We start from the raw sequence: 17,915 nt of genomic DNA, 5'->3' as shown, positions 1-17,915 counted from the left end.
ATGATCTTTCTTGCGTTTGCAAAATGACCATAACATAGTCGCTAGCGACTAATGCGCTGTCTGCAAATTTATTTAATTGTGGTGGCACATCAATAAAAATGTAATCATAATTTTCTTTGATTGTACTTAACTGTTTTGCGAAATATGTGTCTTGTGAGAAGTCATCCTCAAAATTCCTGAACAAGAACTTTTCGTATGTTTGCAAATCTTCGTAAGAAGGAAGCAAGTCTAGATTAGGAAGCGCATTAATCAACGCACTTTGTAAGTTTGCGTCTATAAGAGCCATCGCTAATGTTCTTTTGAATTCTGGTTCAATTGAATATATTTTTTTCATTGTGTTAAATAGTAAATCAGTCGCATTTGCTTGCGGGTCTAAATCTACTAATAGAGTTTTCTTTCCTTGTTTTGCGAATGTATAAGCTAACATTACAGCGTTGGTAGTCTTTCCAACTCCACCTTTGAAGTTACCAGTTGTAATAACCGTGCTCATTTCCCGTCACCTCGTAAAAAAAGTTTTTTTATACTTTTATAAATTTATAATTTGATTTTATAACACAACATACCAACGGTAAAGTATAAAATTATAATTTTATACTTTTATAAAAAGTTTAAAAACAAATTGTTAATAGATGATAGTTTTTAAAAACTATTTTTAAGATGTTATATTATCAAGATTTATTAGTGTTTTTTTTATAAAAATATACTTTTATACTTTTATAAAATTATAAAAGTATAAAAAATATATCATTCTCTTTTCGAAAAACTAGTTTTTTATAAAAGTATAAAATTATAAAAGTATAAAAATGAAATTTGCTTTTTATGTAAAGGGGAGAGTAACAGGCTTATGTGGGCATTTACAAACAAAAAAGCTTGTTGTAACGTAGTACACAACAAGCAACATTCTACAAAACAAAACATAATTTGATATTTTACATAAACGAAGATCATGAAGAACGAACGAGATAAATTAAAAACAATTGAATATGAACACAAAACAAAAAGCCACTCCCATATGCTATTGGCACCAACCATTAGCGGGAATGACTCAGTTCTAGTAATTGCGACCAACACTTACTAGAAAATAACTGTATTCAACCACAGTGTTAACGTTTAAGTAGTGTACCACCACTAACCTTAAACAACTATGCCTTTTCACGAGGCTTCTTTGATATACCCATTTTATCTATTGTTTGACTAAAATTCAACTAGTAAATGCTAGAATTGTATTTTTTACAGTCAAAAGATATATACCGGGCATCTCTAAACCTAGAAGTCTTGTGGATCTACAGGCCATTTAGGAATTGGGATGCCTTTTTGTTTTTGTTCGCGTGGAATTGCCTGATACCACGTTAATAAAAACTGATAAGCCGTAATTCCGTGCTGCTATACATATAGGAGGAACGTGTTACGTGCGTGGCTAGCTGTTGGTCGTGCAGGGGGTACAGAGTATGCGCCTACAAAAACAGCACCCCTCACTGGAATCCTGTTCTTCTGGTGAGGGTGGGCGAGAACGTGCCCAGGGACGAATCCCTAAAAGGTTCGGGTGGTTATCGTTAGCATTACGGTGCTAGGGAGTACATTCAGTTTGTCGTGTAGGGACGATATTACAAGGACAAGCCATAGAAAAAGGATGTATGCGGTGAAAATCGCTGAGTGAGCAGGGTCTATACATACGGATACCTTATAAGTGACCGCATGGCGAAAACAAGACGCTTATCCATCTATTTTGATCGATTACTTTTTTGTGATTTTTCAAAGTAGGGGATAAATCTGCCTTCCAGCCGTGTTCCATAATCGTTCCCACATGATGCAAACCCTCAAGACCTTCAGTCAAGATTAAATTCGAAAAAATGATGAAAAACATGAGATTGTTTAAGACCTGGGGGAATGACTCACTAAGATAGAGGAATTAATAAAGGATTTATAACTTACTTGGTTAGAGGATAAGGGGTGTGTATAGTATGTACCTTTTATTTTTGTTTTATCAATCAGATATAGTACGTGAAATTTAATGAAATAATATGTAGAAACAGTCAAAGAAACAAAAGTAGTATTGAAAAAGAAGGCGGGTTATTTACGTTTTGTTAGCAAAAAAGATTATAAAATTAACTAATTATTTTATTTATTCGTCAACAAATCGATATCATTATCTGCTATATTAAATAAACAAGCCCATCGTATTGGCGTACGAAAGGCTTGAAAGGTGGTGAAAATATGTTAGATGCAAATACTGTAATAGCAATTGGCACATTGCTATTAGTTGTTATTGGAATTGTTCAATTAAGTCAAAAAGAAAACAAATAATTTTGATAAAAAGCTTTTCAGTATTGGCGTACTGAGAGGCTTTTTATTTTTATCTGTATAATTTCGTCAATTATATCATGCAATGCAACATAACTTCAAGGGAAGGGGTGGCGTGCATTTTCATATAATTTATATTAGATAAATTTCATAAAGAAAAGACACCCTAAGGTGCCTTCCTCCGACTTGAACCATCTTAATTTTAATAATATGTATTGGACGCCAATCTAAATATTATTTTACCATGTTAAATTGTTTTGTACATTGAGAAAAAAGAAAAATAACCATACATAGTAGCTTTTCATGTTATATTGAAATCACCTAGATTATTGTTGCACATGGAATCCCCTTTTCATGTGCTTTTTTATTTTAAAGATTAATGATGATTTTTTTCTTACTCCAGAAATTAGGTGTGAATTGTAATTTTAACTTCTCGCCTATAGGTTGTTCAAATACAACAGTTCCTGCTACTTGTCCTTTTGGTGCAAGTTGACCAGCGCTTAATTGTGTATTTTGGTTAATTATAGACGGTACAGCTCTGGTGATATTACCTTGACTATTCCTCATTTCAAAATCAAACGGATTGTATGAGATATCATCTTTACCGCCATTATAGATATTTACTGCTACCAATACGTATTCATAGCCTTGTTTTGGTTTATCAAATTCTCCGCCAGAAGATTTTTTCACATCAGTTACAGTCAATCTGTGATCTCCCATTTTAATAGTCTCACCAATTGAATATTCCTTTTTAGTATCTTTTTCAGCATCTTTAACTTTTTGCCCTTCAGTTGTAACCTCTTGAGCTTGGTGTTTAGTTTTTGGATCGCCAAATACTAGTATCAAAGCACAAAAAAACAAGAAAGAACCGACTAAAATGAAGCTCCCCCATCCGATATACTCCCAAACCTTTGATTTCTTTTCAACTTCCACCCGTATTTCTCCCCTTATATATTAGATTTTAATAATAAAATAGTATCAAAATTTCCAGTATTTGAGTACAAGATATTTAGAATATACAAAAAAAGAGAGCTTCGCCCTCTAATTTTGGTTAACATAATGTGTAATTAAGCTGATACAACAGCTTTGTCTTTACGGAAAATACCCATTAATCCACCGATTAATAATAATACTCCTGGTAATAAGTAAATCAGAGAAATACAAATAAATCCGCCGATAGCAGCAACAGTCATCATAATCCCGCCAACTTTTGCTTTGCTTCTTACCATAACAGATCCAACGATTCCTAACACAGATAGAGCGACAGCACCCCATCCTAAGCCGATAACAGTGTTTGCACCATCAGCTTCTAAAGCAGATCCAAGCCCACCAATAAATAATGCGATAAATGCACATAGGATTCCAAAAATCCCGCCAATAAGTCCTAATACAAATTCAGCTGTTCTTTTCATAGTTATAACTCCATTTCTAATTTACTATTGAAGATTTACTCGAATTTCTTTTTTAGATAAGAAATTAGGTTTGAAGATTAATTGAAGCTTAGGATCTCCTTGTTTTGATTCGAAAGCGATAGTTCCAGATATTTTGCCATTTGGTGCAAGTTTCCCAGAATTCAACACAGTATCTTGGTTAACTGTAGTAAATGCCTGATCTACAATATTCCCTTCACTGTTTTGTAAGCTAAAATCGAAAGGATTATAACTTATTTCTTCCTTACCGCCATTTTCTATAGTTACCTTAGCGATTAAAAATTCATGTCCATCTTTAGGTTTATCAAATTCTCCACCTTGTGACTTTTCAATATTTGTGACGGTTAACTTGTGGTCTCCAAGTTGAATCATTTCACCAATTTTAAATTCTTTCTTCTCTTCTTTCTTTTCAGCTGCTTGTTCTGTTTTAGTATCATTTGATACCTTTTTTGCGGTTTCTTCAGTTTCACCACATGCAGCTAAACTAAAAGCAAGCGCTCCTGCTAAAACAATTGTACCCATTTTCTTATACATTTTCGTTCCCCCAATTATGTAAAATGTAAGATTTCCGAAACTATCATAACAGAAACGGTTACAACTATTATGTCATATTTTGTCGAAGAAAAATAAAAAACAGGACCGAATAGTCCTGTTGGTAGGATTGGTAAAATTATGTAAAATTTTACCTCTTTCCTTTGGAAAAGATTTCTTTTATGATGAAATCAAATCACAATATTTCATTATTCTCACCTAAGAACCTTACATAATGATTGAGTTGCTTACAGAAGTTCTCTCTTTGGCTTTCAGATAATGCCCCATACGTTTTTTGAACACCAATTAGAGTATTATGTAGCCTTTCATCATCAGTAGCGTCAGTGCGACCAGTAAGCGCATCTAACGATACATTAAAGAAGGAGGCGAGACGAAACAAAGTTGTAAGATCAGGTTCAGAAAAACCATTTTCATAGTTGTTAATTTGGCTACGGCTAAGGTTTAGTTCATGAGCCAAATCAGCTTGTCTAAGCGAACGACTTTTCCTAAGATTTTTTAAAGTTTCACCTAAAGTTTTCATACTATCAGTATAGTTATAGACATATCGATATACTATAAATGATAGATATATTGTCTTATGTATTATAATGATAGAAAAATAATCATAATCCTAAAATAAAATAGAACAAAAGTTCGATTTTATGGTAATATATGCATGTGAAGTCTTTTATACGTTCCATGCATATTTGCATATTTTATTTTTGAATCGCCTAGAAACGTTGGTACACATCGGTTTCTCAACTTTCTCAACAATTGTCTGATAACTGCACGACTGAATTTTGGGAAAAATGTGGTATTATGAAAACATTAAAATAAACGGAACGAAAAAAAGACTCACAGCGTGTACAAGTAGTGCAGCGAACACTCTTGTACCGTTCGCCCGACTCACAAGGGGAACATCTGCCATAAGTCTCTTTTCGGTTACTACACGAGTAACACTTACATTATAACATGCCGATATTACTAAAGCATTACTATGGTATGAATTTCCTGTTTAAAAATTTGAGAGAAAGAGCGAAGCGTCTTTGTTCCAGAAGGAGCAAATTTGATGGATCAGACACCTAAACAAAAACAAGAGGAATTGAAAAAGAAGGCATTAAATAAATTTTTGAACAAACTTATTGATGTAATTGATTTCCAAAGAAGAAATCAAGAAGACATTGCGAAGGAGTTAGGTATCAAAGGCGGGTCGTTTTCCAAAAACTTATCAGGCAAGAGCCAATTTAATTTTTGGAATATGATTAAGTTGCTTAACATCCTGTATGGTGCCGACGCTTTAAAAAAGAAAGAAATGCTACATAAGTTTTGTTCAGTTACAACGAGCAAACAAAATATGAGAATTGCAATGGAATATGCAAACGCAACTGGCGACTTGGAATTATTAAAGTTGATTGTAGATATAGAAAAAACGTCTTCGTTGGCGATGAATAGAGAATGGGCTTACGTATATGAATTGGTATGGATGCGAAATAAGGGTGTCGTTAGTGGTAAAGGCTTACTAGAGAAGTTAGAAGATCGCAAGAGAAGTAAAGTAATTAAGACACAAGAAATGAAAGTGTTATATGGAATACTAACTTTCTATACGATGTACGATTTAGAAAAATTTAATTCATTGTTTGAATACGCTGAAGTATTGCAACCCAAAGTAGAAGAAATTCCAGATGAATTCATTAGAACAGCATATTCAGGAAGAATTAAAGAAGGGTTATCTTACGCTTATTTAATGCAAGATAACGTCGAGAAATCCAGAGAGTTGTGTCATGAAATAATGAATTTGAAAGATAATAAAAATTGTTTTTCACTTTTAAGGGCATCAGCTTTAGTATATCTTGCGGAGTCTTATACTTTCGAAAGTTACGAAAGAGCTTCTTGGTATATTAATAAATCGTTAGAAATGTTAGATGCATCCCATTTTGAAAGAGTAATGAAAAGAAAAGAGAGTGTTATAAATACTTTTGCTTTCATTAAACTTGTCTGTAATAAAGGGCTAGAGGAAATCAGAATATATAATGTGTGTGAAGAAGCATTTTATCAAGTGCAGATTGGACATTCTGATGTGGCGGTTGAACTTTTAAAGGAATGCGAAAGAAAAGACGGGAAGTTAAGTCCCATGAAAAAATGCATCTTGGGTTATGCGTTGAAGGACGTTAAATTGATAGAAGAGTCAATAGTGGATTTCGAGTGCGCAGGCAACAGATTTTACAGCAAGTTACCAAGAAAAATGTTGGTAGATATTAATAAAAATGGTATAATATATATGGGTGATGCTAAATGAAAAAAGTGTTAGCTATAGTAGCGACATTTGCATTAGTTGGAGTACTATACATATCTCCTGCTAAAGAGCAAAAAGAACAATCGGCACAAACAGAAAAGATTGTTCAAGAAAATACGTATAGAATGATGGTCGATCCTGGAGGTGGAATGGGTTAATAACCTATTCCCTAGGATTGTGATATAAATATTAAGAATGCGATTGTCTCAAAAGAGGCAGTCGCATTCGCTGTTTCTAGGGATATTTCCTAAATATCGGATTCAATATTCAAGAAAACATTGTGAACAGTTCACAAACTACTATGGAGATACTGGAGGATGTCGGGGATGACAAGAGAAGAGATTTTAAAGGGGTTTTTATTACAAGCTGCTGAATTATCTAAAGGGGATGAGCAGAAAATTGATTTGTATATTGAAATGCTATTTAATACAGAACAAAAAAATAGCCACGCCTCATAATGAGGCGGGCTATTTTCCTGAATGGTTGTTTAGTTTTTCGAATTCTGCCATTAAGTTCTCAGCTTGTTTCATAATCATTTCACGTTGAGATTCGGGAAGATTAGATAATCGTTCCTTCATTGTTTTGAATTTTACGTCTAACATTTCGTTTAGATCTTCTTCATCGCTTCGTCCTAACAAAAAGTCTGTAGTTACATTAAATATTTCTGCGATTTTTGCAGTTACTTCTCTTGAAGGTTGTTTCTTACCAGATTCGACTTTCGAAATAAAAGATTCACTAACATCTACTTTTTCTCCTAATTCTTTTTGAGACCACTTTCTCTCTTTCCTTAGTTCTTTTATCCTAATGGATAGTATAGGTAACATGATTTTATTCCCCTTTAATAACTGTTTTATATGAAATTTTAATGGTTTTGTTTTACAGTGACTACAGTATATATTCTACATAAAACTTGACCGCTAGTCCATTTCTTGTTTAAAAAAATAAAAATTAAAATAAACACTTGACCCTAGGTCATGTTGGGTGTACAATGAAAATGTAATCGAGAGGTGAAGCCGATGAAAATAAAAGGGAGTTACATTAAAGAACTTCGCACGAGTAAAAAACTCACGCAAAAACAACTTGCTGAACTATCACAAATCAGCGAGAGTATGGTTTCAAAGATAGAATTAGGTGTTAAATCAACTAAGATTGAAACATTAAAAAAAATAGCAAATGCTTTATCAACAACAATGGATGACTTAGTAGGGTGAGGTCATTTTTTAAATAACATAAACTTGACCTGAGGTCATTGTAAACGAATTTAACTTGACCTTAAGATAATAAGGGAGGAAAGAAAATGAATCAATTACAAGTTTTCAACCATCAGGAATTTGGAGCGTTAGAGGTTATTCAACTAAACGGTAAGGAAATGTTCAATCTTGAAAATGCAGCATGGTCACTTGGGTACACGAAAGTAGCAAAAGGAAAAACGTACCTTCGAAAAGATCGTATCGAGAAAGTTATCCAAAAAGCTGGTATATCGGTAGTTGTCCACGATGGACAACCGTACATTACCGAAGATGGATTGTATGAGCTGATCTTTGAATCAGAAACAGAGAAAGCGAAAAACTTCCGTAAGTGGGTAACAAGCGAAGTGCTTCCTTCTATTAGAAAACATGGCGCATACATGACAGATCAAGTTCTGGAACAAGCAGTAACAAATCCAGACTTTGCAATCGGTCTTCTTACTAAATTAAAAGAAGAGAAAGAAAAGCTTGCAGCAGCGCAACAACAAATCGTACAGCAACAACCATTAGTAGTCTTCGCAGAAGCGTGTATGCAGTCAGAACAAACACTGAAAGTAAGTGAAGTTGCAAAGTTAGCAACAAAACAAGGAGTGAAAATTGGTCAACGTCAGTTATTCGCAAAACTTCGAGAATGGGAGTTAATGTTCAAGCGTTCTACTGAACCAACTCAGCCAGCAGTTGAAAAAGGATACTTTGAAATCGCACAAGGTGTTAAACAGAAACCAAACGGAGAGCCATTCACATGGACAACAACATACGTAACACCAAAAGGACAAGCTTACATCATAGACCGACTGAAGAAAGAGAAAGAACAGGAGGCGGTTTAAATGTTAGAAGAAAGCACATTATCACTGTTAATAGTATCAGCAGCAATATGTGTATTCGTATACTTGGCATACCGAATTGATGTATGGGATAAAAAGACAGGATGGTCACGGAATGACAAATAAACAGCAGCGTGATGAATACGAACAGAAGAAACTCGCATGGATCATAAAGGATTTACGAGCTAGAGGGATACATAACAGCGCAGATAAGGTTGAGGAAATGCATAAGGAGTTTATCACTCTAGCTAAATAGAGAGGGGAATGGGAAATGAATTCAAAAATCTTCACCGGAATGTACGGAGCGCTTTACTTGGTCATTTTGTTCTTGGTATTCGAAAATACGAAAAGCTTCATATCAGCAGCAATCGTGATGATTCTCGTCATGCTCATCGCAGAGGTTGATCATAGATATGGATTCTACAAAGGGAGCAAGAAAGCTAACAAAACGAAATAAGACAAGCCTTCGCTTGTCGGAATATTCAGGAATTTAATGGTATCCCCCACCTAATTCAAAGGTTCCTGGATATTCCGATGTGTGAAAGCATCAAGAAAGGGGAATGAAAATGAGATATAAATTTAGAGTTTGGAATTTAATGAGTAAAAAGATGATGGGCTGGGGAGAAATTTTCGACTTGCCAGCATGGGAGATCTTCCCTGGAACGCCGGAACAACGAGCATTTAATGTAATGCAATATACAGGCTTAAAAGACAAGAACGGCAAGGATATTTATGAAGGTGATGTTGTTGATACTATCTACGATGGCGAGTTATTTACTGGAGTAGTCGTTTATGACGAATCTGAATTAGATTTCAAAGCAACTAATGGTGAAGAAAACTACGGTAGTAATTTTCAGTATCTTCCATGTTGCGATGAAGTAGAGGTAATCGGAAATATCTATGAAAACACTGAGTTACTCAAAACAAAATAAAAAACCGCCTTACCCCTAAGACGGTTTGGAGAAACTTCAAAAATATAACGTACTTATATTATACCAAATGGTTTCTCCTCATAACAAGGAGGAAAAATAATGAAAATCAACTTTAAAGAACTACGTATTACTAATTTTAAAAATCATGACAGCCTTAAAGTGGCATTTGGTGAAATTACAACGATAAGTGGCCCGAACGGAGCGGGTAAATCATCAATTGGCGAAGCAATTACATGGGTTTTATATGGTATTGATCCATACGGAACTAAAAACGATCCTAAACCTATTGGTAATGAAGATGCAGAAACGAAAGTAGAACTTCTTATCCAAGTAGACGACAAGGATATTTTAATCAGTAAGGCTCAAAAGAAAGCAGCGAAGTATTTTATTAATGAAGTTCCTAAGAAAGCTAAGGAATTCGAATCATTTGTAGATGAATTGTTTGATAAACAAGCTTTCTTATCATTATTCAACCCTGGATACTTCAGCTCACAACACTGGCAGACACAACGTGAACAACTTCTATCTTATGTAGGCGAACCACTAAAGAAAGAAGTATTCGCTGAATTACCAAAAATACAAGTTGGTTTATTAGAAGAAAACTTAAAGAAACTTTCAATAGAAGACCTACAGAAAGTTCATGTAGAGCGTAAGAAAACACATGAAAAATCATATGAACGTGCTAGTGAAAGGGTTATCACATTAAAAGAGCAGTACGAGAAACAAAAGGCAGATAGTACTGATGTAAACAAAGAAGAAATTGAATCTCAGCTATCTGAATTACAAACGAAACGCTCAGAAATCGATGAAACGATTAAAGACTCACAGAAAAAACAACAACAGTATAACCAAGTTCAGTATCAAATCGAAGGTATGAAGCAACAAGTTTTAAAACAAAAAGGTGTTGTTTTTGGTATACGTGACGAGGAATTACAAGACACTTGCCTTACATGCGGACAAGCCTTACAAGATGAAGCGGTTGAACAGGTTAAACAGAACAAAATTAACCGATTTGAAGAGGCTAAACAGATTGGTACAAACATGGTTAAGAAGTTAAAAGAACTAGAAGCTTCTATAAAAGAAATGACTGTTGAAGAAATAGATCCAACTCAAACAAGAGAAATCGATGAAAAGATTTACGAGTTAAACGGATTACTTAGACAGTCACAACAGTTAGAGCTACTACAAAAAGAAATTGATGATGCAGCAGAAACGCAAGCGAAGATTCGCAAAGAAAAGAACGAATCAATAGCAATCATCGATGCCATTAAAGATTTCCGTACAAAGCGTTCTGAATTGATGGTAAACAAAATTCAAAGTTTATTTACAAACATTGATGTACAGCTCTATGAAACTCTTAAAAACGGTGAAGAAAGAGCAACATTTGAAATCTTAATGGACAACAAACCATACAGCAGACTTTCTACAGCAGAAAAGATTAAAGCAGGATTAGAACTTGTTGAAGTGCTGAGTAAGCAAGCTCAATTAGTAGTCCCAACATTCGTTGATAACGCTGAAAGTATTCTACATTTCACAAAGCCAGCAGGACAGTTAATTATAGCGAAGGTTGAAGATACAGAATTCACAATTAAAGCAGAAGGAATCCAAAAGGAGGAAGTAATCAATGGCTAATCAAGTATCAGCAACACCTAATACAGATAAGGTGATCGGTAATTTTACGAAATCGGAGTTAGACACAATCAAAAGTACTATTGCAACAGGAACAACTAACGAACAATTCGCTTTATTCGTGCAAACTTGCGTTAACTCAGAACTTAATCCTTTCTTAAATCACATTTATTGCATCGTATACGGTGGGAAAATGAGCATTCAAGTATCAGTAGAAGGCGTACTGCACCTAGCAAGACAAAAGAACGGATATAAAGGAATCGATGTTCAAACAGTTCATGAAAATGACGAATTTGAAGCTGATCGTTCTCAAGAAGGTGAATGGATTATTAGAAAGCACCAAGTTAAATTCCCGCGCGGAAAAGTAATTGGTTGCTACGCAGTAGCCCAACGTGAAGGTTTTAAAGATGTTGTAGTCATGATGGAAACAGATGAAGTAATCCATATGAAAAACGGCACAAATAAGCACATGTGGAATAACTGGTTCAACGATATGTTCAAGAAACATGCAATGAAACGTGCAGCTAAATTACAGTATGGGATTGAAATTAACGAAGATGAAGCAGTTTTATCGAGTCCAATAGATAATGTTCCAGCTTATGAACCTGAAAAACGAGTAGATATCACACCAAATAAGTCAAATCAGATTCAGGTTGAAGAAGGTGAGTCAGTAGATCAGGCGGCTGAATTGAAGAAAAAACAAAGCGAAGTAATGGAGAAATTAAGCGAGTACAACATGACAAATGATGATTTACAAGAAATCGCAGTTAAACATTTCAAAGTACCAGCGGCAGAGTTAAACCTTCAACAACTTACAGGCCTTGTTAAGTTCTTAGGTTTAGAACATAAGAAACGTGTGAAAGAGCAAGAGAAGGCACAAGAACAGCCTGAACAAGAAGAAATTGACTTTGAAAATATGGAAATGGAAATTGCATGATTAACACTCAAAGTAAGGTACTCCTTCCAGCTTGGTGCTGGAAGGATGCCAAATCAACAGATGAAGTAAAACGAAACGTACTGAAATATATAAATCCAAAACGTTACCCAGGTTATAGGGTCCTGAAAGTATCGAAAGGATTTGCCATATGCGAACGGGAGTGATGGTTAATGTTTAAGATACCTGTGAGAAGACAAACGCAAAAAGAAATGTTAATAGCTACAAACGATTTGGTTGAACGAGGCTTTGATTTTTTAACGCCAATAAAACCGGTTTATAAGAACGGTAAGTTTTACGAACAAAGTGGTAGAAGTTTTCAAGGTAAACATGAATTTAGAACAATCGGCTACGTGGATAATGTCAGCTACGAATGTTGGATGAAGAAGGTGAACTAAATGAGTAGTAACATATTTCAACTAGAAACATTTGCAAGAAGCGGATATATGGTGCGACTCGCTTATGTAGATATAACTGAAGATTTAATTGCAGGAATTTTGCTAGGACAAATTGTTTATTGGTACATGCCTAATGAACAAGGTAAGACCAAATTGCGTGTTAAAAAGAATGGTGAGTTTTGGTTAGCTAAAAGCCGTGAAGATTGGAAAGATGAGATTCGAATTACACCAAAACAATATGACAGGGCCATTAAAATCCTTATAAGCAAAGGGTTAGTGGAAGTTCAAAAATTTAAATTCAATGGCGCTCCTACTAACCATATTAAGTTAAACATTCCCGAAGTTACCCAAAGGGTAAAATCCATTTTGACCTTTGGGGAAAATCCAAATCCACCTTTGGGTGAAATGGAACTTACCGAAAGGGTTAATTCTTTAACAGAGATTACTACAGAGACTACAACAGAGATTACTACATTAAAAGATAATATGCCTTCTGACCAAAAAGAACGGTCAAAAGACTGCATCCCTTATGAAGATATCGTTTCTTATCTTAATGAAAAAGTAGGTAAATCTTTTAAACATAAAACAGCGAAAACTAGATCGTTAATCAAAGCTAGATTTAAAGACGGTTTTACTATAGATGATTTCAACCGAGTTATTGATATAAAAGCAGCGCAATGGTTAAACGACTCGCACATGAGCCAGTACTTACGACCAGAAACATTATTCGGTACTAAATTCGAAAGTTACTTGAACGAAAAAGGAGCGAAAAAACATGGCGGTAACGGCAATGCAACGGGTAGCAAAATCCCTGGATTTAAAGGTGAACTTCCATTCTGATAAATGTATGAAACATTCTTATGAAATAGGTGGTCAGAAGCTTGTTAAGCCAGTCCAAATGATTGAATTCAAGGGACAAGTTGTTTGCCCGCGATGTGTTGTTGAGGAAAATGACAGAGTTTTAAAAGAACAGGCGAATAATCATTACAAGAAAATCAAAAGATCTAAGAAATTCAACATGCTTACAAAGCACAGCATCATTAGTAACGAGGAAATACTTGAAGCTACACTTTCTAATTATAGAACGGAATGTAAAGAGACTAGAACAAACAAAAAGCTCGTAGAGGGCATTGTAGAGAGTTTAAAAGCAGGACATGTTAAAAACGTATTTATAGTAGGTGTGCAGGGTGCAGGTAAAAGTCATTTGGCTTATTCAATCCTAAGAGAATTAAGAGAGCACTTCTACGAAATATCAGACGGCGAGAATAATAATGACGAACTAACTTATTCGAAAATGAAAAGTTGTCTGTATGTAGAGATTGAGCAACTTATGCGACTTATCAAAGACTCATTTAACAACAAAGATTCTAAGTATACGGAAGAGTATTGTGTAGATCTTCTAACAAACGTTGACTTCCTGGTACTGGATGATTTAGGTGCAGAAAGCGGATCAATGAACAGAACAGATGAAGCAAGTAATTTCATCCAACGTGTCTTATATGCAGTGACAAACGGAAGACAAGGGAAAGTCACTATTACAACAACTAACTTATCAAGCGGGGATATATTCAAAAAATATGATAAGAAGCTTGGAAGTCGGATTTTAAATAAAGCAGAAGCGATTGTATTTAAGGAAACATCAGATAAACGTATTGAACATTTAGGATTCTAAGGGGGAAATGAAAATGGGGATATCAAAAGCCATGTCTGAATTAAGATCAACGAGATTGACGATGTATAACGATACAAAATGGGTTCTGGAAATGGTTAAGGAGTTAAGAAAAGAAAACATTGAATTATTTACAACGAAGGAAGCGATGATAGATGAAATGCAATCAGTATTAGAAAGCCTTCTCGAAACTATAAACAATTAATAATAGATAGTTTGAATATAAAAGGGGGAATTAAGATGTGTGCATGTAACGGAACGGGAGTAATTCAAAACGATATTGGAACGGGTATGTATCAGTTTGGATCATGTATTTGCGAAGCAGCGAATATTACACCTGAAGAAGTGGACAGAAAGCGTCACGCCGTTATTGCGAGACTAAGAGCGATTCATCAATTACAACTGGAGGGGAAATGGGATGGGGAAATTCGAAACAGCAGAACAGCTTGAAAATTACACAATGGCACAACAAACAAAAAAATATATGAAAAAAGAGAGACAAAAGTTATATATCCCTCTTGAAAAGTATGATCTTGTATTTAGCGATAAAGAAGTAAAACATATGAAAACATTGTGGAAAGAAAACAAATCTCTAGCCGAGATAGCTGAGGAAATGGGACGTCATGAAATGGAAATAGCGGTCCTTATTATGGACCAGGGTGATAAACAAAGAATAAACAAACGTCCAATGGGGTTAGGGGCATGAAACAGTTAACACTTGAGGATGTTGTAGGAAGTTTTGATTATACTGCGACAAGTACTGCAGAGCAATTCTTAGCAAAGCCTAGCGTTATAACGACATACGCAGTAGATTTCTACGATAAAGACCTAAGGCAAAAGTTACGTTGGTTTGAAGCGAAAACTAAGAGCGAAGCCGAGGGAATGGCTAGGAAGAAATATGGACAGATACAGATTGTTAACACATACATCTCAGATCGGAGCTTGAAAGAAATTATGGATCTAGATTAGGAGGGAGAAGGGATGGCTTTAAATCGCTGGTTAACTGATGAGGAATATGCAAGGGCAGCAGCTAACGGGATAAACAGAAAAAGGCTACAAAGTAGGGTGTATGACTTTGATTGGGATGTAGAAGAAGCGATAACAGCGCCGATTGGAACGGTTAGACATGAATACAAAAGGAAACATGGAGATTGGCAGAAGATAGCTTTAAAAAACGGAATAAATATTGGAACTTTCTACAGCAGACTGAAATTAGGATGGACATATCAAGACGCAGCTACGAAGCCGCCAAGACAAAAAGATAAAACAGAGAAAACTTGGCTAAATATCGCAAAGAAAAACGGTATTGGATACCATACGTTCATTTCGCGAATTCGTACCCAAAAATGGGACATGGAAAGAGCGGCGACAACGCCAGTAATTAATACAGGAAGACGTTGTTCTGTGAAAGATAAGGAGGAAGTATCGTGAGGTATTACGGCCCGGTTATCACTGACGAAGATTATGAGAAGGCAGCTAAGAACGGCATTAGCAAGTCAAATGTATATCAACGTGTTAATGAGTACGGATGGGAGTTAGAACGCGCTATAACGGTACCAATTAGAAAACGAAAAGGTGGAATTAACGCCGGAGTAATAACTCTTGCTGAAAGGAATGGGATTAGCAAGCCGACGCTATTCAAAAGAATTAAAAATGGGATGGATCCATATGAAGCGGCTACGAAACCGAAAGGGTATGCAACACACCTGGAATTAGCAAGAAAGAACGGTATTAAGGACGTTACTTTTTATCAAAGGGTTAAAAGAGGAATGAATCCTTATGAAGCAGCTACGAAACCGGTAATGAGTCGTAAGGAAGTACAGCAGATAAGCTAGGAGGCAACATGGACAGGCAAGACGTTTTAATCAATAAATTAATCGATAATCACATATTCAAGCTACCAGATGGGCGCGACTTATTTGAAGGGAGTTGTGAGGAACTGGCGGGGCTGTTAAAAGGAGATGGGGAGAATGAGAGAGATTGAGTTTCGTTATACATTCAAACATACGGGAACAGGAAATGTAGAAAAGAAGATTTACACGTTAAAACAGTTGGAAGAACGTAATGTAAGTAAATTATCACCATGCTTCAACAAAGAATTTGGGTATGAATTAATTAGTAGAGATCAATACACAGGATTAACGGATGCGGAAGGCAACAAAATTTACGAAGGGGATATCGTTCAATATCTTGATGGAAACGAATGGTCAACAGAAAGTGGATATGATTGCGAGGAGTTCGACAATCATGGGGCAATCTTTTTTGACGAAGAGTGTGGAAGATATGATGTCAAGAATAAACAAGGCATTGGTTATGACGATTTATTTGATTGTGGTGTTGATTTTAAAATAATCGGCAATATCTACGAAAACCCAGAGTTACTACAAGGGGGTAACAAGTGATGAGAGAAGCGATTGAAGAGTATATCGAACAGTTACAGTTATCAGCAGTGGAAAACAGAAAAGAAGCCGATAAAGCTTACGAAGCTGAAGATTTAGGACTTGCTGGGTTCTATAGAGGGAAATGGATTGCGAATGAGGGAACGGCAATAGCATTAACAACAATCTTATCTAAACACAAGGAGGAAGAACAATGAAATATAGAGAGCATGGCACGTTTGAAGTAACTCAATTATTAGCGGAAGCGAAGGAGACTGAAGAGAATGGCAACTAAGATCATTATATACACTGGAAATTCTTGTCCGAAATGCAAAAGAGCAAAAGAAATGTTGAACAACCTACCGATAGGACATGAAGTGGAATTGATTGAAAGAAATGTGGATGAAAGTGAGAATAGCAGGGATTTTTTAAGAAGCATTATTGGTTCTAGTTCGTTGCCTACTATTGTAATACCTAAAAGCGAGAAAGGGTTAGATATTTTTAATAAAGATACTTATCACTTGTATATCGGTTTTGATGAGAACATTGGCAAGATCATGGAGCATTTAGGACTGTAGGAGGGATTGAATGAAAAAAGAAACCGCGGTGCAGGTGCAAAGTGAACTCGAAGTAGTAGAGGATGAGATTCGTAAGATGGAATATCACTTGGTGGGATTGAATAACGAGAAACGGAAAACGCAGCTTTCCTTGGAAGTGTTGAAGAAGCAGAAAGAGAAATTGAAAAGTTACTTATAAGGAGCGGGGCAGGATGAATTTAAGAACAAAGATTAAGCGAGTAAGAGACGTGGAGTTACCTAAGTATGCGAAGCCAGGAGATAGCGGTTTTGATCTTGTGGCAGCGGAGGACACGATTATATGGCCAGGTGAAACAAAAGTTGTACAAACTGGATTAGCTTTCGAGATTCCGCCAGGATATGAATTGCAAGTACGCCCGCGTAGCGGTATGACGCGTAATACAAAGCTGAGAGTTATTCTTGGGACTGTGGATAGTGGCTACCGTGGAGAAGTTGGGGTGTTAGTTGATAATACTGAAAGATCAATAAGCTTAAATATGAAAGCTCATGTAATTGAAAAGGGAACTCGCATAGCTCAAGGCGTCATAGCGCCAGTAATAACAGCTCATTTTGTTGAAGTGGATGAGCTATCGGATAGCGAGCGCGGAACAAATGGATATGGATCTACGGGAGTAAAGTAAGACAAAATTTGAATTTTATTAAAAAGGAGAATGAATATGGAAGGTCAATGCGAACATTGTGAGTGCGAATTTGAAGTGAATTTTACTAATTATCTTTTAAGTGATGAACCGTATTTAAGTTATTGCCCTAATT

The 17,915-nt window shown here is 35.6% G+C and carries 33 protein-coding genes; 27 read left to right on the top strand and 6 right to left on the bottom strand.

The window, feature by feature from the left end; translation table 11 throughout:
• The 5 genes from IBT51_RS25510 to IBT51_RS25490 all read right to left on the bottom strand — a co-directional run.
• The coding region (locus IBT51_RS25510; protein ID WP_200483298.1) for a ParA family protein at positions 1 to 490 on the bottom strand (490 nt) is incomplete at its 3' end.
• A 2,180-nt stretch (positions 491 to 2,670) separates the two neighbouring features.
• Positions 2,671 to 3,234 (bottom strand): DUF4352 domain-containing protein, encoded by a 564-nt coding sequence (locus tag IBT51_RS27155; protein ID WP_200458860.1) that lies wholly within the window; start codon positions 3,232 to 3,234, stop codon positions 2,671 to 2,673.
• Between the two features lie 134 nt (positions 3,235 to 3,368).
• Positions 3,369 to 3,713: a DUF4064 domain-containing protein gene (locus IBT51_RS25500; protein ID WP_200458861.1), complete on the bottom strand. Its 345-nt coding sequence runs from the start codon at positions 3,711 to 3,713 to the stop codon at positions 3,369 to 3,371.
• A 24-nt stretch (positions 3,714 to 3,737) separates the two neighbouring features.
• On the bottom strand, positions 3,738 to 4,265 hold the full coding sequence (locus tag IBT51_RS25495) for a DUF4352 domain-containing protein (RefSeq protein WP_098289417.1): 528 nt from the start codon (positions 4,263 to 4,265) through the stop codon (positions 3,738 to 3,740).
• A 193-nt stretch (positions 4,266 to 4,458) separates the two neighbouring features.
• The gene (locus tag IBT51_RS25490) at positions 4,459 to 4,803 is read right to left on the bottom strand and encodes a helix-turn-helix domain-containing protein (RefSeq protein WP_200458862.1); all 345 of its coding nucleotides are present in this window, start codon (positions 4,801 to 4,803) and stop codon (positions 4,459 to 4,461) included.
• 528 nt (positions 4,804 to 5,331) lie between these two features.
• Between IBT51_RS25490 and IBT51_RS25485 the strand changes: the two genes are divergently transcribed.
• The 3 genes from IBT51_RS25485 to IBT51_RS27275 all read left to right on the top strand — a co-directional run bounded on the left by IBT51_RS25485 (position 5,332) and on the right by IBT51_RS27275 (position 7,013).
• Positions 5,332 to 6,558, top strand: coding sequence for an AimR family lysis-lysogeny pheromone receptor (locus IBT51_RS25485; protein ID WP_200458863.1), 1,227 nt, complete (start codon positions 5,332 to 5,334; stop codon positions 6,556 to 6,558).
• The gene (locus IBT51_RS25480; RefSeq protein WP_180235572.1) at positions 6,555 to 6,713 is read left to right on the top strand and encodes a hypothetical protein; all 159 of its coding nucleotides are present in this window, start codon (positions 6,555 to 6,557) and stop codon (positions 6,711 to 6,713) included. The genes IBT51_RS25485 and IBT51_RS25480 overlap by 4 nt, the downstream gene beginning before the upstream one ends.
• Before the next feature lie 168 nt (positions 6,714 to 6,881).
• Entirely contained in the window at positions 6,882 to 7,013 is a 132-nt protein-coding gene (locus IBT51_RS27275; protein WP_267911582.1) for a hypothetical protein, read from the top strand.
• A 9-nt stretch (positions 7,014 to 7,022) separates the two neighbouring features.
• Here IBT51_RS27275 and IBT51_RS25475 read toward each other — a convergent pair whose 3' ends face one another.
• Positions 7,023 to 7,379: a helix-turn-helix domain-containing protein gene (locus IBT51_RS25475; protein WP_200458864.1), complete on the bottom strand. Its 357-nt coding sequence runs from the start codon at positions 7,377 to 7,379 to the stop codon at positions 7,023 to 7,025.
• 192 nt (positions 7,380 to 7,571) lie between these two features.
• Here IBT51_RS25475 and IBT51_RS25470 point away from each other — a divergent pair, with 192 nt between their 5' ends.
• The 24 genes from IBT51_RS25470 (at position 7,572) to dut (ending at position 17,782) form a co-directional block, all read left to right on the top strand.
• Positions 7,572 to 7,766, top strand: a complete 195-nt coding sequence (locus IBT51_RS25470; RefSeq protein WP_000693791.1) for a helix-turn-helix domain-containing protein — start codon at positions 7,572 to 7,574, stop codon at positions 7,764 to 7,766.
• A gap of 86 nt (positions 7,767 to 7,852) precedes the next feature.
• Positions 7,853 to 8,629 (top strand): phage antirepressor KilAC domain-containing protein, encoded by a 777-nt coding sequence (locus IBT51_RS25465; protein ID WP_200458865.1) that lies wholly within the window; start codon positions 7,853 to 7,855, stop codon positions 8,627 to 8,629.
• Positions 8,630 to 8,752, top strand: coding sequence for a hypothetical protein (locus IBT51_RS27270; RefSeq protein ID WP_267911581.1), 123 nt, complete (start codon positions 8,630 to 8,632; stop codon positions 8,750 to 8,752). It begins immediately after the preceding gene.
• On the top strand, positions 8,742 to 8,882 hold the full coding sequence (locus IBT51_RS25460) for a hypothetical protein (protein ID WP_000182638.1): 141 nt from the start codon (positions 8,742 to 8,744) through the stop codon (positions 8,880 to 8,882). Before IBT51_RS27270 ends, IBT51_RS25460 begins: the two co-directional genes overlap by 11 nt.
• A gap of 39 nt (positions 8,883 to 8,921) precedes the next feature.
• Positions 8,922 to 9,083: a hypothetical protein gene (locus IBT51_RS25455; protein ID WP_234472626.1), complete on the top strand. Its 162-nt coding sequence runs from the start codon at positions 8,922 to 8,924 to the stop codon at positions 9,081 to 9,083.
• A gap of 109 nt (positions 9,084 to 9,192) precedes the next feature.
• Positions 9,193 to 9,558, top strand: coding sequence for a YopX family protein (locus IBT51_RS25450; RefSeq protein ID WP_200458866.1), 366 nt, complete (start codon positions 9,193 to 9,195; stop codon positions 9,556 to 9,558).
• Positions 9,559 to 9,657: 99 nt separating this feature from the next.
• Positions 9,658 to 11,190: an AAA family ATPase gene (locus IBT51_RS25445; RefSeq protein ID WP_200458867.1), complete on the top strand. Its 1,533-nt coding sequence runs from the start codon at positions 9,658 to 9,660 to the stop codon at positions 11,188 to 11,190.
• Positions 11,183 to 12,124, top strand: coding sequence for a RecT family recombinase (locus IBT51_RS25440; RefSeq protein WP_200458868.1), 942 nt, complete (start codon positions 11,183 to 11,185; stop codon positions 12,122 to 12,124). The genes IBT51_RS25445 and IBT51_RS25440 overlap by 8 nt, the downstream gene beginning before the upstream one ends.
• Positions 12,121 to 12,288 carry a hypothetical protein gene (locus tag IBT51_RS25435; RefSeq protein ID WP_200483297.1) on the top strand — a complete coding sequence of 56 codons (168 nt, stop codon included), beginning with the start codon at positions 12,121 to 12,123 and terminating at the stop codon, positions 12,286 to 12,288. The genes IBT51_RS25440 and IBT51_RS25435 overlap by 4 nt, the downstream gene beginning before the upstream one ends.
• Positions 12,289 to 12,294: 6 nt before the next feature.
• Positions 12,295 to 12,519 carry a hypothetical protein gene (locus IBT51_RS25430; RefSeq protein ID WP_000472849.1) on the top strand — a complete coding sequence of 75 codons (225 nt, stop codon included), beginning with the start codon at positions 12,295 to 12,297 and terminating at the stop codon, positions 12,517 to 12,519.
• Positions 12,520 to 13,359: a conserved phage C-terminal domain-containing protein gene (locus tag IBT51_RS25425; protein WP_200458869.1), complete on the top strand. Its 840-nt coding sequence runs from the start codon at positions 12,520 to 12,522 to the stop codon at positions 13,357 to 13,359.
• Positions 13,310 to 14,191 carry an AAA family ATPase gene (locus IBT51_RS25420; protein WP_200483299.1) on the top strand — a complete coding sequence of 294 codons (882 nt, stop codon included), beginning with the start codon at positions 13,310 to 13,312 and terminating at the stop codon, positions 14,189 to 14,191. The genes IBT51_RS25425 and IBT51_RS25420 overlap by 50 nt, the downstream gene beginning before the upstream one ends.
• A 13-nt stretch (positions 14,192 to 14,204) precedes the next feature.
• Entirely contained in the window at positions 14,205 to 14,393 is a 189-nt protein-coding gene (locus IBT51_RS25415; protein WP_200458803.1) for a hypothetical protein, read from the top strand.
• 35 nt (positions 14,394 to 14,428) lie between these two features.
• On the top strand, positions 14,429 to 14,638 hold the full coding sequence (locus IBT51_RS25410; RefSeq protein WP_200458804.1) for a hypothetical protein: 210 nt from the start codon (positions 14,429 to 14,431) through the stop codon (positions 14,636 to 14,638).
• The gene (locus tag IBT51_RS25405; RefSeq protein WP_200458805.1) at positions 14,607 to 14,894 is read left to right on the top strand and encodes a helix-turn-helix domain-containing protein; all 288 of its coding nucleotides are present in this window, start codon (positions 14,607 to 14,609) and stop codon (positions 14,892 to 14,894) included. Before IBT51_RS25410 ends, IBT51_RS25405 begins: the two co-directional genes overlap by 32 nt.
• Positions 14,891 to 15,157: a hypothetical protein gene (locus IBT51_RS25400; RefSeq protein WP_200458806.1), complete on the top strand. Its 267-nt coding sequence runs from the start codon at positions 14,891 to 14,893 to the stop codon at positions 15,155 to 15,157. Before IBT51_RS25405 ends, IBT51_RS25400 begins: the two co-directional genes overlap by 4 nt.
• A 12-nt stretch (positions 15,158 to 15,169) precedes the next feature.
• The gene (locus IBT51_RS25395; protein ID WP_200458807.1) at positions 15,170 to 15,619 is read left to right on the top strand and encodes a nucleoside permease; all 450 of its coding nucleotides are present in this window, start codon (positions 15,170 to 15,172) and stop codon (positions 15,617 to 15,619) included.
• A complete protein-coding gene (locus IBT51_RS25390; protein WP_200458808.1) occupies positions 15,616 to 16,023 on the top strand; it encodes a hypothetical protein in 408 nt (135 codons plus the stop codon). The genes IBT51_RS25395 and IBT51_RS25390 overlap by 4 nt, the downstream gene beginning before the upstream one ends.
• Positions 16,024 to 16,031: 8 nt before the next feature.
• Positions 16,032 to 16,172: a Fur-regulated basic protein FbpA gene (locus IBT51_RS25385; RefSeq protein ID WP_200458809.1), complete on the top strand. Its 141-nt coding sequence runs from the start codon at positions 16,032 to 16,034 to the stop codon at positions 16,170 to 16,172.
• The gene (locus tag IBT51_RS25380; protein WP_200458810.1) at positions 16,159 to 16,590 is read left to right on the top strand and encodes a YopX family protein; all 432 of its coding nucleotides are present in this window, start codon (positions 16,159 to 16,161) and stop codon (positions 16,588 to 16,590) included. The genes IBT51_RS25385 and IBT51_RS25380 overlap by 14 nt, the downstream gene beginning before the upstream one ends.
• Complete coding sequence (locus IBT51_RS25375; protein ID WP_200458811.1) at positions 16,590 to 16,784, top strand: hypothetical protein; 195 nt, start codon at positions 16,590 to 16,592, stop codon at positions 16,782 to 16,784. The genes IBT51_RS25380 and IBT51_RS25375 overlap by 1 nt, the downstream gene beginning before the upstream one ends.
• A gap of 66 nt (positions 16,785 to 16,850) precedes the next feature.
• Positions 16,851 to 17,144, top strand: coding sequence for a glutaredoxin family protein (locus tag IBT51_RS25370; RefSeq protein ID WP_200458812.1), 294 nt, complete (start codon positions 16,851 to 16,853; stop codon positions 17,142 to 17,144).
• A 10-nt stretch (positions 17,145 to 17,154) separates the two neighbouring features.
• A complete protein-coding gene (locus tag IBT51_RS25365; protein ID WP_200458813.1) occupies positions 17,155 to 17,322 on the top strand; it encodes a hypothetical protein in 168 nt (55 codons plus the stop codon).
• A 13-nt stretch (positions 17,323 to 17,335) separates the two neighbouring features.
• The gene (dut, locus tag IBT51_RS25360) at positions 17,336 to 17,782 is read left to right on the top strand and encodes a dUTP diphosphatase (RefSeq protein ID WP_200458814.1); all 447 of its coding nucleotides are present in this window, start codon (positions 17,336 to 17,338) and stop codon (positions 17,780 to 17,782) included.
• Positions 17,783 to 17,915: the final 133 nt, after the last annotated feature.

It is taken from the genome of Bacillus sp. S71 (assembly GCF_016625265.1).
Taxonomy (GTDB): Bacteria; Bacillota; Bacilli; order Bacillales; family Bacillaceae_G; genus Bacillus_A; species Bacillus_A cereus.
The sequence above is the reverse complement of the archived record's forward strand: the minus strand, read 5'-3'. Positions and strand labels throughout refer to the sequence as shown.

Excerpts from the sequence above, each read along its gene's own strand:
- IBT51_RS25500 (WP_200458861.1), bottom strand. The coding sequence starts at position 3,713 with ATGAAAAGAACAGCTGAATTTGTATTAGGACTTATTGGCGGGATTTTT.
- IBT51_RS25495 (WP_098289417.1), bottom strand. The coding sequence starts at position 4,265 with ATGTATAAGAAAATGGGTACAATTGTTTTAGCAGGAGCGCTTGCTTTT.
- IBT51_RS25490 (WP_200458862.1), bottom strand. The coding sequence starts at position 4,803 with ATGAAAACTTTAGGTGAAACTTTAAAAAATCTTAGGAAAAGTCGTTCG.
- IBT51_RS25485 (WP_200458863.1), top strand. The coding sequence starts at position 5,332 with ATGGATCAGACACCTAAACAAAAACAAGAGGAATTGAAAAAGAAGGCA.
- IBT51_RS25480 (WP_180235572.1), top strand. The coding sequence starts at position 6,555 with ATGAAAAAAGTGTTAGCTATAGTAGCGACATTTGCATTAGTTGGAGTA.
- IBT51_RS27275 (WP_267911582.1), top strand. The coding sequence starts at position 6,882 with ATGACAAGAGAAGAGATTTTAAAGGGGTTTTTATTACAAGCTGCTGAA.
- IBT51_RS25475 (WP_200458864.1), bottom strand. The coding sequence starts at position 7,379 with ATGTTACCTATACTATCCATTAGGATAAAAGAACTAAGGAAAGAGAGA.
- IBT51_RS25470 (WP_000693791.1), top strand. The coding sequence starts at position 7,572 with ATGAAAATAAAAGGGAGTTACATTAAAGAACTTCGCACGAGTAAAAAA.
- IBT51_RS25465 (WP_200458865.1), top strand. The coding sequence starts at position 7,853 with ATGAATCAATTACAAGTTTTCAACCATCAGGAATTTGGAGCGTTAGAG.
- IBT51_RS27270 (WP_267911581.1), top strand. The coding sequence starts at position 8,630 with ATGTTAGAAGAAAGCACATTATCACTGTTAATAGTATCAGCAGCAATA.
- IBT51_RS25460 (WP_000182638.1), top strand. The coding sequence starts at position 8,742 with ATGACAAATAAACAGCAGCGTGATGAATACGAACAGAAGAAACTCGCA.
- IBT51_RS25455 (WP_234472626.1), top strand. The coding sequence starts at position 8,922 with ATGTACGGAGCGCTTTACTTGGTCATTTTGTTCTTGGTATTCGAAAAT.
- IBT51_RS25450 (WP_200458866.1), top strand. The coding sequence starts at position 9,193 with ATGAGATATAAATTTAGAGTTTGGAATTTAATGAGTAAAAAGATGATG.
- IBT51_RS25445 (WP_200458867.1), top strand. The coding sequence starts at position 9,658 with ATGAAAATCAACTTTAAAGAACTACGTATTACTAATTTTAAAAATCAT.
- IBT51_RS25440 (WP_200458868.1), top strand. The coding sequence starts at position 11,183 with ATGGCTAATCAAGTATCAGCAACACCTAATACAGATAAGGTGATCGGT.
- IBT51_RS25435 (WP_200483297.1), top strand. The coding sequence starts at position 12,121 with ATGATTAACACTCAAAGTAAGGTACTCCTTCCAGCTTGGTGCTGGAAG.
- IBT51_RS25430 (WP_000472849.1), top strand. The coding sequence starts at position 12,295 with ATGTTTAAGATACCTGTGAGAAGACAAACGCAAAAAGAAATGTTAATA.
- IBT51_RS25425 (WP_200458869.1), top strand. The coding sequence starts at position 12,520 with ATGAGTAGTAACATATTTCAACTAGAAACATTTGCAAGAAGCGGATAT.
- IBT51_RS25420 (WP_200483299.1), top strand. The coding sequence starts at position 13,310 with ATGCAACGGGTAGCAAAATCCCTGGATTTAAAGGTGAACTTCCATTCT.
- IBT51_RS25415 (WP_200458803.1), top strand. The coding sequence starts at position 14,205 with ATGGGGATATCAAAAGCCATGTCTGAATTAAGATCAACGAGATTGACG.
- IBT51_RS25410 (WP_200458804.1), top strand. The coding sequence starts at position 14,429 with ATGTGTGCATGTAACGGAACGGGAGTAATTCAAAACGATATTGGAACG.
- IBT51_RS25405 (WP_200458805.1), top strand. The coding sequence starts at position 14,607 with ATGGGGAAATTCGAAACAGCAGAACAGCTTGAAAATTACACAATGGCA.
- IBT51_RS25400 (WP_200458806.1), top strand. The coding sequence starts at position 14,891 with ATGAAACAGTTAACACTTGAGGATGTTGTAGGAAGTTTTGATTATACT.
- IBT51_RS25395 (WP_200458807.1), top strand. The coding sequence starts at position 15,170 with ATGGCTTTAAATCGCTGGTTAACTGATGAGGAATATGCAAGGGCAGCA.
- IBT51_RS25385 (WP_200458809.1), top strand. The coding sequence starts at position 16,032 with ATGGACAGGCAAGACGTTTTAATCAATAAATTAATCGATAATCACATA.
- IBT51_RS25380 (WP_200458810.1), top strand. The coding sequence starts at position 16,159 with ATGAGAGAGATTGAGTTTCGTTATACATTCAAACATACGGGAACAGGA.
- IBT51_RS25375 (WP_200458811.1), top strand. The coding sequence starts at position 16,590 with ATGAGAGAAGCGATTGAAGAGTATATCGAACAGTTACAGTTATCAGCA.
- IBT51_RS25370 (WP_200458812.1), top strand. The coding sequence starts at position 16,851 with ATGGCAACTAAGATCATTATATACACTGGAAATTCTTGTCCGAAATGC.
- IBT51_RS25365 (WP_200458813.1), top strand. The coding sequence starts at position 17,155 with ATGAAAAAAGAAACCGCGGTGCAGGTGCAAAGTGAACTCGAAGTAGTA.
- dut (WP_200458814.1), top strand. The coding sequence starts at position 17,336 with ATGAATTTAAGAACAAAGATTAAGCGAGTAAGAGACGTGGAGTTACCT.